Source organism: Pseudomonas sivasensis, from assembly GCF_021391435.1.
In the GTDB taxonomy this organism is placed as follows: Bacteria; Pseudomonadota; Gammaproteobacteria; order Pseudomonadales; family Pseudomonadaceae; genus Aquipseudomonas; species Aquipseudomonas sivasensis.
Window position 1 is genome coordinate 2,329,780 of sequence record NZ_CP090029.1, and the last position, 12,413, is coordinate 2,342,192.

Below are 12,413 nucleotides of genomic sequence, written 5' to 3' on the forward strand. Positions count from 1 at the left end.
CGCGCAGGAGTAACACCATGAACCTCACTCTGTTGAAAGAGTTCTTCGCCGGCTTCCTGCGGACCCGGCACATCGCCCGGCACTTCCGTCGCCTGGCCATGCTCGAAACCGTCACCGACGCCAGCGTCAGCCGCGAAGTGCCGCCGACCCTGGCGCAAACCCTGGTGGCCGCGGCCAACAGCAGCACGACGCAATTGCTCGGCACGTTGGGCAGCCATGCCGAGGGCTTGAACACGCAGGAAGCCGATGCCCTGCGTGTGCAACACGGCCTCAATGAAGTCGAGCACGAGCAGCCGCTGCCGTGGTGGGTGCATCTGTGGCACTGCTACAAAAACCCCTTCAACCTGTTGCTGACCTTGCTGGCGGTGATCTCCTGGCTGACCGAAGACATGAAGGCCGCCACGGTGATTTTCTCCATGGTGGTGCTCTCGACGCTGCTGCGTTTCTGGCAGGAGGCCAAGTCGAACAAGGCCGCCGATGCCTTGAAAGCCATGGTCAGCAACACCGCCACGGTGCTGCGTCGTGATGAGGCCAAGCGCGTCGAGTTGCCGATCAAGCAGTTGGTGCCCGGCGACCTGATCGTGCTGTCGGCCGGCGACATGATTCCCGCCGATTGCCGCGTGCTCAGTGCCAAGGACCTGTTTGTGAGCCAGGCGGCGATGACCGGTGAGTCGATGCCGGTGGAGAAGTTCGCCCAGCATCAGGACGCCAATACCCGCAATCCTCTGGATCTGGACAACATCCTGTTCATGGGCACCAACGTGGTGTCCGGTGCGGCGACGGCGGTGATCCTGACCACCGGCAATAACACCTACTTCGGTGCCCTGGCCCAGCGCGTGACCGCCACTGATCGCGCTACCACTTCGTTCCAGCATGGGGTGAACAAAGTCAGTTGGTTGCTGATCCGCTTTATGTTTGTGATGGCGCCCTTGGTGCTGTTTATCAACGGCTTCACGAAGGGTGACTGGACCGAGGCGCTGCTGTTCGCGTTGTCGATTGCCGTGGGTCTGACCCCGGAAATGCTGCCGATGATCGTCACGTCCACCCTGGCCAAGGGCGCGGTTTTTTTGTCGCGCAAGAAGGTCATCGTCAAGCGCCTGGACGCGATCCAGAACTTCGGCGCGATGGACGTGCTGTGCACCGACAAGACCGGCACCCTGACCCAGGACAAGATTTTCCTGGCGCGCCATGTGGATGTGTGGGGTGAAGAATCCGACGACGTATTGGAAATGGCCTACCTCAACAGCTACTACCAGACTGGCCTGAAGAACCTGCTGGACGTGGCGGTGCTGGAACATGTGGAGGTGCATCGCGAGCTTAAAGTCGGCACCGCCTTCCATAAGGTCGACGAGATCCCATTCGACTTCAACCGCCGCCGTATGTCGGTGGTTGTCGCCGAGCAAGGCTTGCCGCACCTGCTGATCTGCAAGGGCGCCGTGGAGGAGATCCTCTCGGTGTGCAACAGCGTGCGCCACGGCGACACCAACGAAGCACTCACCGATGAGCTGTTGGCGCGCATTCGCCAAGTGACCGCAGCGTTCAATGAAGAAGGCCTGCGTGTGGTGGCCGTGGCTGCGCAACCGATGGAACCTGGGCGCGACACCTACAGCTTGGCAGATGAGAACAACCTGACATTGATCGGCTATGTGGCCTTCCTCGACCCGCCCAAGGAAAGCACCGCGCCTGCGCTGAAAGCCCTGAAAGCCCACGGTGTTGCGGTCAAAGTACTGACCGGTGATAACGAACTGGTCACTGCAAAAATCTGCCGCGAAGTGGGATTGGAGCAACAAGGTCTGTTGATGGGCAACGACATCGAAGACATGACCGATGCTGAGTTGGCCAGGGCCGTGGAAACCACCAATGTGTTCGCCAAGCTGACGCCCAGCCATAAGGAGCGCATCGTGCGCCTGCTCAAGGCCAACGGGCATGTGGTGGGTTTCATGGGCGACGGCATCAACGATGCACCGGCGCTGCGCACGGCGGACATCGGTATTTCGGTGGACAGCGCGGTGGACATCGCCAAGGAAGCGGCCGACATCATCCTGTTGGAAAAGAGCCTGATGGTCCTGGAGGAGGGCGTGCTGGAGGGCCGCCGCACTTTTGCCAACATGCTCAAGTACATCAAAATGACCGCCAGCTCCAACTTCGGCAACGTGTTCTCGGTGCTGGTGGCGAGTGCGTTTATCCCGTTTCTGCCGATGCTGCCGATGCACCTGCTCGTGCAAAACCTGCTATATGACATTTCCCAGATTGCGATCCCGTTCGACCACGTCGATGACGAGATGCTGGCCAAGCCGCAACGCTGGCAGCCGGGGGATGTGGGGCGCTTCATGCTGTTTTTCGGGCCTATCAGTTCGATCTTTGATATCACCACGTTCGCACTCATGTGGTACGTGTTCGATGCCAACACACCAGACCATCAGACGCTGTTCCAGTCGGGCTGGTTTGTGGTGGGGCTGCTGACCCAGACGCTGATCGTGCACATGATTCGCACCCCGAAAATCCCGTTCCTGCAAAGCCGTGCGGCGATGCCGTTGATGGTGATGACGGGCGTGATCATGGCCGTGGGGATTTTCCTGCCAATGGGCCCGCTGGCGCACTACTTCAAATTACAGGCGCTGCCTTCGCTGTACTTTGTGTTTTTGCCGGTGATCCTGCTGGCGTACATGGCGCTGACCCAAGCGGTGAAGGGCTACTACATCCGTAAGTTTGGCTGGCAATGAATAGGGAAGCTCTCCTATGCAAGCAATCAACAACATCAACCTCAACTCCCTGATCGACACCCTGGTCAGCCTCACCGCCGCGTTTATCCTCGGTGGCCTGATCGGTTTCGAGCGCCAGTACCGGCAGCGCACGGCGGGCCTGCGCACCAATGTGCTGGTGGCGGTGGGGGCAGCGATTTTTGTCGACATGGCCAACCGACTCGGTGGCGCGGAAGGCGCGGTGCGAGTGGTTGCGTATGTGGTGTCGGGCATCGGCTTTCTTGGTGCCGGCGTGATCATGCGCGAAGAAGGCAATGTGCGTGGCCTCAATACCGCCGCCACGCTGTGGGCGTCGGCGGCCGTGGGGGCGTGTGCCGGTGCCGACCTGGTGCTCGAAGCGTTGCTGGGCACGCTGTTTGTGCTGGCGGCCAATACCTTGCTGCGGCCAATCGTCAATAACATCAACCGCCAGCCGCTGGATGTGGTGTCGGCGGAAGTCACCAACATCCTGTATGTGATTGCCCGACGTACCCAGCAAACCGCGGTATTGGCGTTGCTGGAATCCGAACTCGCGCGCTGTAACTACCCTGCCAGTGATGTCGACGTGCGTCCGTTCGGCACCGAGGAGGTGGAAATCGAAGCCACACTGGCGGTGACGTCGGTCGACGGTGACGAGTTGGACGCCCTGGTGGTGCGGATTTCCAGGTCGACCCTGGTGGTACAGGCCTTCTGGAGCCCGAGTACCACCGAGTAACGTTCGATGACTCAACCTTGCTGTGCCGAGGAAAAGTCCTACATTTAGTCGAGATTATCCCTTCATTGGAAAAAACAGTCGGTTGTTAAGGTTGCGCGCTTGCGCCTGCTCAGGAATCAAGGCGCGGCTTTACGTGTTTACTGTTTTTTTCAAAAGGAGGGGCCTTTACTGCCTGAGTTGTTGTAGGGAGTAATCAGCACCGTTTGTCGGAACTGTTACTTTTCACAGGTAGTTGGGTCTCGCGTGATATGTAAGCGTACTGATCTTCTCAGGGGAGTCTTATGAGCAACAAAGCTTTAATAGTGGATGACCACCCTTTTATACGCGCCACCGTCAAATATCTGCTGAAGCAGGAGGGCTTCGACAAAATCTACCAGGCGGGTAACGGCGCTGACGCCATGCAGATTGCTCGCGAAACCCGCCCTGACCTAATCATTCTTGACCTGGCGATGCCTAAGCTCGGTGGGTTGGAGGTGATCAGCCGGATCAAGGCGCTGGAGCTGCCTTGCAGGATCCTGGTGCTGACCTCTTATCTGGCGGTGTTCTTTTCGACTCGTTGCATGCGCGCTGGTGCGATGGGGTTTGTCGCCAAGACAGGTGAACTTGATGAGCTGCAGAAGGCGATCAGGGCGATCAGGTCTGGCTACAGTTGCTTCCCCAGCCTGCCCACCAGTTCGGTGCGTCGCGACGATTTGCAGTCCACTGAGCAGGAGTTGGTGGCGGCGCTGTCTGACCGCGAATTGACGGTTTTGCAAAAGCTGGCGCTGGGCCTGGGTAACAAGGAGATCGCCGAGGACATGCTGTTGAGCCATAAGACCATCAGTACCTACAAAACGCGGCTCAAGGAGAAGTTGCGCATGTCCTCGGTGGTTCATCTGTCCAAGTTTGCCCAGCGCAATCATCTGATCTGAAATGATTACCTCCCGGCTGGCGAAACACGCGGCCATCCTGCTGATGGGGCTGTTGCCTTGGGCGGCGATGGCCATCGAAGCACCCCGCGACCTGAGACTGCTGGGTCACTCCACTTTTGCAAACCCTTCTGTAGTGTTGGACGAGGCCGACTGGCGCTGGCTGCGCGAGCGGCGCACGCTGTCGATGGGCGTGTCGGCCCCTGATTTCGCCCCCTTTGACCTGAGCAGCAACAACGATGAATTGGAGGGCATCACCGCCGATTATGCGGCACTGGTCGCCCAGGCACTGAATGTCTCGATCGACGTGAAGCGGTACGACACCCGCGATGAGGTGATCGATGCCCTCAAGGCCGGCGAGGTAGATTTTGTCGGGTCGGCCAATGGCTATGAGGCGGCTGACTCGGAGTTGGTACTGTCCCGTTCTTACGCCAATGACCAACCTGCGCTGGTAACGCGCGCAGGGGAAAGCCAGGCGCTGAAAGCTGACCTTTCGGGTAAGCGCGTGGCGATGCTCTACCACTACATGCAGCCCGACGCCGTTCAGACGTTTTATCCCAATGCACAGTTGCTCTTATTTGCCTCGGCCTTCGAAGCCATAGGTGCTGTCGCGTTCGGCCAGGCCGATGTGTACCTGGGGGACGCTATCAGCACTCGTTATTTGATCAACAAGAACCACCTCAACAACGTGCGCATGGCGGATTTTTCCGCACTGGAGGTCAACCCTTTCGGGTTCGCATTCGCCAAGGACAATACACGCCTGTTGGGCATCATCAACGCTGCTTTGGCCGACGTTCCGGCCAGCCAGCAGCTGGAAATCCTACGTCGTTGGAGTGCCGGTGGCAGCGGGTTTCTGGAGGCGGATCAGCTGCGCTTAAGTGAAAGCGAGCAACGCTGGCTGGAGAAGAACCCTCGGGTGAAAATCGCGGTGCTCGACAAGTTTGTGCCGCTGTCTTTTTTCAACGGGCAGGGGCAATTCGAAGGGTTGAGCGCCGAAGTACTGTCGCGCATCAGTTTGCGCACAGGCTTGAAGTTCGATGTAGAGCGCGGCAGTTCGCTGCCCGCGCAAATTGATCAGGCCAGCGCCGGTCGTGTGGACATGCTGGCGGTCGTCACCCCGAGTGCCGAGCGCTCCGAAAAGATCCGTTTTACCCGACCTTACCTGTCCAACCCCTATGTGTTGGTGGTGCGTGCCGACGACGAGCAACTGGTGACCCTGGAAGATATGCCCGGCAAGCGCCTGGCAATCGTTAGCGGCGACAGCCTGGTCGCACAAATCGCCAAGGACTATCCCAATATCGGGTTTGTCGACGCGCAGAACCCTGAGCAGGCAATGGAATGGGTGGCCAATGGCAGCGTCGATGCGACGGCGGTTTCGCTGATCAGCGCGCGCTACATGATCGCGCGCCATTACCTTAAACGTTTGCGTATCACCAGTACGGTCGGGAGGGAGCCTGCGCGGATTACGTTTGGAGTCAACCGCAGCGAACTGGAGTTGTACTCGATCCTCGACAAGGCGTTGTTGAGCATTTCACCTGAAGAAATGGATGAGCTGACCAACCATTGGCGCAGCGAGATCATCATCGAAGACAACTACTGGATGCGTCACCGCAATATGATTATCCAAGGGTTCGGCTTAGCCGCGCTGCTGTTGCTGGTGACGCTGGGCTGGGTGTTCTACCTGCGTAATCTGATTCGCAAACGCGCCCAGGCCGAACGTGCTTTGAGCGACCAGATGCGTTTTATGAGTGTGCTGATTGATGGCACGCCGCACCCCATTTATGTGCGTGATCGCCTGGGTCGCTTGATGGCCTGCAATAACGCCTATCTCGATGTATTCGGGTTCAAGTTGGAAGACGTCATCGGTAGGACAGTGGTGGAAACCGATATAGGTAACCCGCCCCAGGCCCGTTCGTTTCATGCCGATTATTTGCGTTTGATGGAGTTGGGTGAGCCGCAGATCCATGACCGCGTGCTCAAGGTGCCGGGTGGTGGCGTTCTGACCATTTACCAGTGGATGCTCCCGTACCGCGATAGCAATGGCAGTGTCGTGGGCATGATTGCGGGCTGGGTGGATGTCAGCGAGCGCCAGCGCTTGTTGCGCCAGTTGCAGGAAGCGAAGGAGGAGGCTGACGCGGCCAATCGTGCCAAGACTACGTTCCTAGCGACCATGAGTCATGAAATCCGCACTCCCATGAACGCAGTGATCGGCATGATCGAGCTGGCGCTGAAGAATGCCGAACAGGGCAGGGCTGACCGGGATGCGCTGGAGGTCGCGTCGGTGGCGTCCCGGGGCATGCTGGAGTTGATCGGCGATATTCTCGACATTGCACGGATCGAATCCGGCCACCTTTCCCTTAGCCTGGAGCCAGCCAATCTGCACGAACTGTTGGCCTCCGTGGCGCGGGTGTTTGAGGGGTTGGCGAGGGACAAGGGCCTGTTGCTGCGAGTGGAACTTGACCCGTTGATAGATCGACCCGTGATCGTCGACCCGCTGCGCTTCAAGCAGGTGGTGTCCAATTTATTGGGCAATGCGATCAAGTTCACCGCCTCCGGTCAAGTGTCGCTGGGCGCCCAGGGCGTACCTGTGTTGGACAGTGACCAACTGAACGTGCGGTTGTGGGTGGAGGATTCGGGCATTGGCATCAGCGCCGAAGACCAGCAGCGCTTGTTCAACCCCTTTATCCAAGGCAGTAATAATGAGCAGCCAGGGCGAAGTGGGTCGGGTCTGGGGTTGGTGATCAGCCGTAACCTGTGCGAGATGATGGGCGGTCAACTGCATTTGAGTAGCGTGCTGGGCAAGGGCACGCGAGTGGACGTGACATTGGCGCTTGCGATGACCACCGCCGTACCGGTCTCTGCACCGGTCCCGCATATACCGCCCGCCCGTGGGTTAAACATTCTGGTGGTGGATGATTACCCAGCCAACCGCTTGTTGCTGGCTCGACAACTAAGTTTTCTGGGGCATCGCATCACTTCGGCAGAGGACGGTGCACAAGGATTTGCACTGTGGCAGGCCGGACATTTTGATGGCGTGATCACCGATTGCAATATGCCCTTCAAGGACGGTTACGCGTTGGCGCGTGACATTCGTGCACAAGAGCACCAGCTTGGGTTGACGCCGTGCCTGTTACTTGGGTTCACCGCCAACGCACTGCCGCAAGAGGCTGAACGCTGCCGGCAAGCAGGCATGGACGGTTGCCTGTTTAAACCTACCGGTCTTGAAGACTTGCGCTTGGCCTTGGCATCACGGACCGCCGGAGTCGCCACGGATAACGCCGGAGCAGCGTTTGATTTAAGCCCGCTGCTCACGCTGACGCAGGGCGATGACGATGCTCTCAGCGAACTGCTGACGCCTTTACTGGACAGCCTCGAAGAGGACCGTGCTTTGCTGTCGACGCTGAAAGGGCAAGGCGCTTTCGCCAAGCTTCACGACCTGGCTCATCGTGTCAAAGGAGGCGCGCGCTTGGTCAAGGCTGAGGTGCTGACCTCCTGCTGCGAGACCTTGGAGGGCGCATGTGAGCGGCGTGATAGGGGGGCGTTGGACGCTGCAGTTGAGTCCGTAGACGCGGCCATCGAACAGTTGCAGCACAGCCTGAGTCGTTATGGCAATCAGGCTTGACTGAGGAGGAGGGTCATTCGGTTGATTTGGGAGAACTCCTACGCGAAGCGGGAATATGCCTGATTTTGTCTTCGGGATATGTCTGGAAAATAGGCGGCGCTCACTGACGAGCGCTGCCTGCCCAGGTGTTTGCCATGCCGAACAAAGCACTGACCATCCTGATTGCTGATGAACAACACCTGCAACGGTTGTACATCGAAAAAATGCTCAATCAGTTGGGGTACCACCGGATCGTGCCGGTACAAACCTTCGAAGAAGTCCAGATACTCACGGCTATCCCAGCCGAACCCTTTGACGTGCTGATTATCAGCGCGGGTTTGATAACCCATGGCTGCGGGCCCCAGCCCCAGGTGCGCCATGTACTGGTCTACGATCACCTGGATCTGGGGGCACCCTGCGGCGCAACATCGGCGGTGGTGGTGCGGCTTCCCGGTGTGCCGGACAACGTCAACCTCGAACACTTCATGGACATTATCGACCCACCCGAGGCCACGGTCGGCCTGCGGGTGTTGCCGTGGCTGCGCGAATTATCGCGCAAAGCGGTGGCCGGGGTTTAGTCCCACTTCGGCGCGATGCCCTTGGGGCTGGTCAAGCGGTGGCCACGTTCCAGCCCGGCAATCTGCGCCATATCGGCAGGGCTCAAGGTCAGCTGCATGGCCTTGAGGTTGCTTTCCAGATTGGCGTGTTTGGTTGACGATGGGATGACCGCGTACCCCAACTGCATGGCCCAGGCCAGTGCGACTTGTGCCGGGGTGGCTTGGTGGTGCTCCGCGATCTGCTGGATCACGGGGTCTTTGAGCACTTCGCCGTAAGCCAGAGTCATGTATGAGGTGATCTGGATACCGGCGGCGGTGGCAAAATCCACGACGTGCTGGTTTTGCAGGTAGGGGTGCAGTTCGATTTGGTTGGTAGCGATGTGCTCGGCGCCCACGGCTGCGATGGCCTGCTTCATCAGGTCAATGGTGAAGTTGGAAATACCGATTTGACGCGTCAGTCCCAGGCGTTTGGCTTCCAGCAACTGCCCCATGAACTCGGCGACGGGCACTTGGTCTTCCGGCGATGGCCAGTGGATCAGGGTCAGGTCTAGGTAATCGGTCTTGAGCTTGCGCAGGCTTTCCTTGAGGCTTGGGATCAGTTGGCCTTCGGCGAAATTGGCGATCCAGATCTTGCTGGTGATAAACAGCTCATCCCTTGGGATGCCACTGTCGGCGATTGCTTGGCCGACATCTGCTTCGTTCTCATAGATTTGCGCGGTGTCGATGGCGCGGTAGCCCAGTTCAAGGCCGGTGCTGACGGAGTCGATCACCACTTGGCCTTGCAGGCGAAAGGTGCCGAGGCCGAAGGCGGGGACTTTTTGCGTGAGGATAGACATCAGTAACTCCATTAGGGCTGTAGGCAATGGAGTCAAGTATCCCCTCGTCGTTCCTTCGCAAACACAGTCGAATCCGAAAAGGACTCTTGACTGAATGTCACGAATGGCAAGTGTGTGGGGGCTGGGGCATGAGGCGCTGTACCCACTGTAGCAGCGCCTTGAACGATCAATCTTAAGCGCGCAGGCGCTCGGCAGCCGCTCGCAACAACTGCTCGGTGGCGGTCCAGGCCAGGCAGCCGTCTGTCACTGACACACCGTATTTCATCGAAGGGCTCAACGGCTGGCAGCCTTCGAACAAATGGCTTTCGAGCATCATGCCGATCAGCGAGGTGTCACCCTGCAAGCGTTGCTCCAGCACGTCATTGAAGACGGCCGGCTGACGCAGTGGATCCTTGCCGCTGTTAGCGTGGCTGCAATCGACCATGATCCGTGGCATGACCTTGGATTGGGTCAGGCCGTGCTTCACCTCTGCCACGCTCTGAGCATCGTAGTTCGGCCCACGGTGACCACCGCGCAGCACCAGGTGGGTATCGGGGTTACCTGAGGTCTGAATGATGGCCGGGTGGCCCTGGCTATCGACGCCGAAGTGACGGTGCGGATGGGACGCCGAACGCATGGCGTCACAGGCAATCGCGACGCCGCCGTCGGTGCCGTTCTTGAAGCCCACGGGCATGCCCAGGCCGCTGGCCATTTCGCGGTGGATCTGCGATTCCGTGGTGCGCGCGCCAATCGCCACCCAGCTGAGCAGGTCATCGAAGTAGCCGGCGGCCATGGGTTGCAGCAGTTCAGTGGCGACGGGCAGGCCCAGGCGTAGCATCTCGCGCATCAGTTCGCGTGACAGGGTTAAACCGGCGGCCATGTCATCACTGCCATCCAGGCGAGGATCGTAGGCCAGGCCTTTCCAGCCGATCGTCGTGCGTGGTTTTTCGACGTAGGCGCGGATCACCAGCAACATCTGGTCACTGACCTCAAGGGCCAGTTTCTTCAGGTTGCGGGCGTATTCCATGGCCGATTCCGGGTCGTGGATCGAGCATGGGCCGACGATCACCAGCAAGCGGGAATCTTCGCCATTGAGGATGGCGCGCACGGCTTGGCGATGGGCGTGGATCTGTTCAGTGAGGAACGGGCTGAGGGGCAGTTGGTGCTTGAGCTCAAGGGAGCTGGGCAGACGCTGGGTCAGGGTTTCATTGGCGCAAGTCAGAGCGGCAACGGGTAGAGCGGCGACGGAGGAGTTCATATTCATTGCTTCCTGGTCAAGCGGCGGGCTATTCCCGCGCGCTTGGCCTACTGGGGTGTTCGACAATTGGCCGTATCGGCTACGTGTGTTGGCTTGCCACCAATAGGTGACCGATCGGAGGCGGCAGGCTGTCCCGAGCGGAGCTTGCTAAATCGCCATGCAGTGCAAGTGTCGTAGCGGTAATAGGTGGCGTAGTTCATGTCGTGATTCCTTTAAGTGTTCTTGACCAAGTTGAAAAGTGTATGGAGGCCTGAAAAACAAAACCCCCGGTCGGGGAGCCGACCGGGGGTTAGATTTCTCTGGTAGGCGACCCCTTGAGTAGTGGGCGCCGATTTCAGGTATCAGGCGCGCCAGTGGCTAAACCAATACCCAAAATAAAAGCTGACCAGTGCGCTCGAACCGTTCACACGGGTAGCCGACACCGAGCGCTGGGCGCTGGCAGCAGTGCAAACCTGAGTGTGGGTGAGTTGCAACATGGTGTGTCTCCAAATGATGGTCGGAGCTTACTAGAGGCAAGCAGGGAGATTCAATCAGTAATTTCTATTGTGTGGAGGTACTTACGGCTATGGGGTGAGTGCCGATATGCTGGTCACACTCACATACCGATTGCTTGGACGCGACCATGACTGCCTTCAGCCTTGCTGCTGCTCAATCCATTTCCATTGCGGGCGATGTGCCGGCCAACATCGAACGCCATCTGGCATTTATGCGTGCCGCAGCGGAGCATGGGGTGCAATTGCTGGTGTTCCCCGAGTTGTCGTTGACGGGCTATGAGCCGTCGCTGGCCGCTGAACTGGCGATTGCGCCAGAGGATCGGGTGCTGGCGCCCTTGCGTGAAATGGCGCAGGAGCTGCGACTGACGGCGGTGGTGGGTATGCCGATCCGACTGGCGCCAGAGGCGGGTGTGTTGATCGGTGCTCTGGTGCTGGGCGCGGACGGCTCCCTGGCGGTCTATACCAAGCAACATCTGCATGACGGCGAAGAAGCCGCGTTTGTCCCAGGGCAGGGCGGTGCTGTTGTTGAATTTGGGGCTGACCGGATTTCACTGGCGGTGTGTGCAGACTTTTCCCACGCCAGTCATCCGCGTGCTGCGGCGCAAGTGGGCGCCACTGTCTATGCCGCCGGTGTGCTGATCAGTGAAGGCGGCTACGCAACTGACAGTGCGCTGCTCCAAGGCTACGCCGCTGAATATGGCTTGCTGGTGTTGATGGCGAACCATGGTGGGCCTTCGGGTGGCTGGGCCTGCGCGGGTCGCAGTGCGATCTGGGCCGCCGATGGCAGTTTGCTTGCTGTTGTGCCCGGGGTAGGGAATGCGCTGCTGATCGCGAGTCGCCACGCCGAGCGTTGGACCAGCCAAGTGATAGCTCTGTAAATGGCCTTTCACCTGCGCGCTGCGACCGACCAGGACCTGCCCTTTGCACGAACGCTGACCCAACAAGCCATGGCCCGCTATTACGTTCAGTACGGGTTGTGGTGGTCCAACGATGGCTTCGACACCGCGTGGGCAGGTCGGGAAAACTGGCTGATTTGCCGGGACGACACCGTTTTGGGGTTTATCAGTCTGAGCCGTGATAGCCGGGCGCTCTACATTCGGGAGTTGCATCTGCTCGAAGACTGTCGCGGGATCGGCGCCGGGAGTTGGGTATTGGCGCAGATGACGCTCAAGGCGCAGGTGCTGGGCCTGTTGCGCCTGACCGTGTTCAAGACGAATCCGGCCAAAAAACTCTATCTGCGTATGGGATTCAATATCGTGGGAGAAGAAGACTACTTCTTGCGTATGGAGCGTGTCTGCAGCTAAACCATGCGTTCAATCCTAAT

Annotated in this window: 10 protein-coding genes; 7 read left to right on the plus strand and 3 right to left on the minus strand. The window is 59.0% G+C overall.

Going from position 1 to position 12,413, the window contains the following annotated elements; all coding sequences use genetic code 11:
- Positions 1 to 17: 17 nt before the first annotated feature.
- From mgtA to LRO94_RS10645, 5 genes are all read left to right on the plus strand, one after another.
- Complete coding sequence (gene mgtA, locus LRO94_RS10625) at positions 18 to 2,723, plus strand: magnesium-translocating P-type ATPase (RefSeq protein ID WP_095186521.1); 2,706 nt, start codon at positions 18 to 20, stop codon at positions 2,721 to 2,723.
- 16 nt (positions 2,724 to 2,739) lie between these two features.
- The gene (locus LRO94_RS10630) at positions 2,740 to 3,456 is read left to right on the plus strand and encodes an MgtC/SapB family protein (protein WP_032886625.1); all 717 of its coding nucleotides are present in this window, start codon (positions 2,740 to 2,742) and stop codon (positions 3,454 to 3,456) included.
- 281 nt (positions 3,457 to 3,737) lie between these two features.
- Positions 3,738 to 4,367 (plus strand): response regulator transcription factor, encoded by a 630-nt coding sequence (locus LRO94_RS10635; RefSeq protein ID WP_032886624.1) that lies wholly within the window; start codon positions 3,738 to 3,740, stop codon positions 4,365 to 4,367.
- Position 4,368: 1 nt separating this feature from the next.
- Positions 4,369 to 7,986: a transporter substrate-binding domain-containing protein gene (locus LRO94_RS10640; RefSeq protein ID WP_179179256.1), complete on the plus strand. Its 3,618-nt coding sequence runs from the start codon at positions 4,369 to 4,371 to the stop codon at positions 7,984 to 7,986.
- 134 nt (positions 7,987 to 8,120) lie between these two features.
- Positions 8,121 to 8,543: an ANTAR domain-containing protein gene (locus LRO94_RS10645; protein WP_122764988.1), complete on the plus strand. Its 423-nt coding sequence runs from the start codon at positions 8,121 to 8,123 to the stop codon at positions 8,541 to 8,543.
- On the opposite strand, the gene dkgB is transcribed toward LRO94_RS10645, so the two are convergent.
- The 3 genes from dkgB to LRO94_RS27865 form a co-directional block, all read right to left on the minus strand.
- On the minus strand, positions 8,540 to 9,358 hold the full coding sequence (dkgB, locus tag LRO94_RS10650) for a 2,5-didehydrogluconate reductase DkgB (RefSeq protein ID WP_179179255.1): 819 nt from the start codon (positions 9,356 to 9,358) through the stop codon (positions 8,540 to 8,542). The genes LRO94_RS10645 and dkgB overlap by 4 nt on opposite strands.
- A 172-nt stretch (positions 9,359 to 9,530) precedes the next feature.
- Positions 9,531 to 10,595 (minus strand): 3-deoxy-7-phosphoheptulonate synthase, encoded by a 1,065-nt coding sequence (locus LRO94_RS10655; protein ID WP_179179254.1) that lies wholly within the window; start codon positions 10,593 to 10,595, stop codon positions 9,531 to 9,533.
- Between the two features lie 341 nt (positions 10,596 to 10,936).
- Complete coding sequence (locus LRO94_RS27865) at positions 10,937 to 11,071, minus strand: hypothetical protein (protein ID WP_256992687.1); 135 nt, start codon at positions 11,069 to 11,071, stop codon at positions 10,937 to 10,939.
- Positions 11,072 to 11,217: 146 nt separating this feature from the next.
- On the opposite strand from LRO94_RS27865, the gene LRO94_RS10660 reads away from it, so the two are divergent.
- On the plus strand, positions 11,218 to 11,967 hold the full coding sequence (locus LRO94_RS10660) for a carbon-nitrogen hydrolase family protein (protein WP_179179253.1): 750 nt from the start codon (positions 11,218 to 11,220) through the stop codon (positions 11,965 to 11,967).
- Positions 11,968 to 12,393, plus strand: coding sequence for a GNAT family N-acetyltransferase (locus LRO94_RS10665; protein ID WP_122681482.1), 426 nt, complete (start codon positions 11,968 to 11,970; stop codon positions 12,391 to 12,393). It begins immediately after the preceding gene.
- The last annotated feature ends 20 nt before the right edge of the window (positions 12,394 to 12,413 follow it).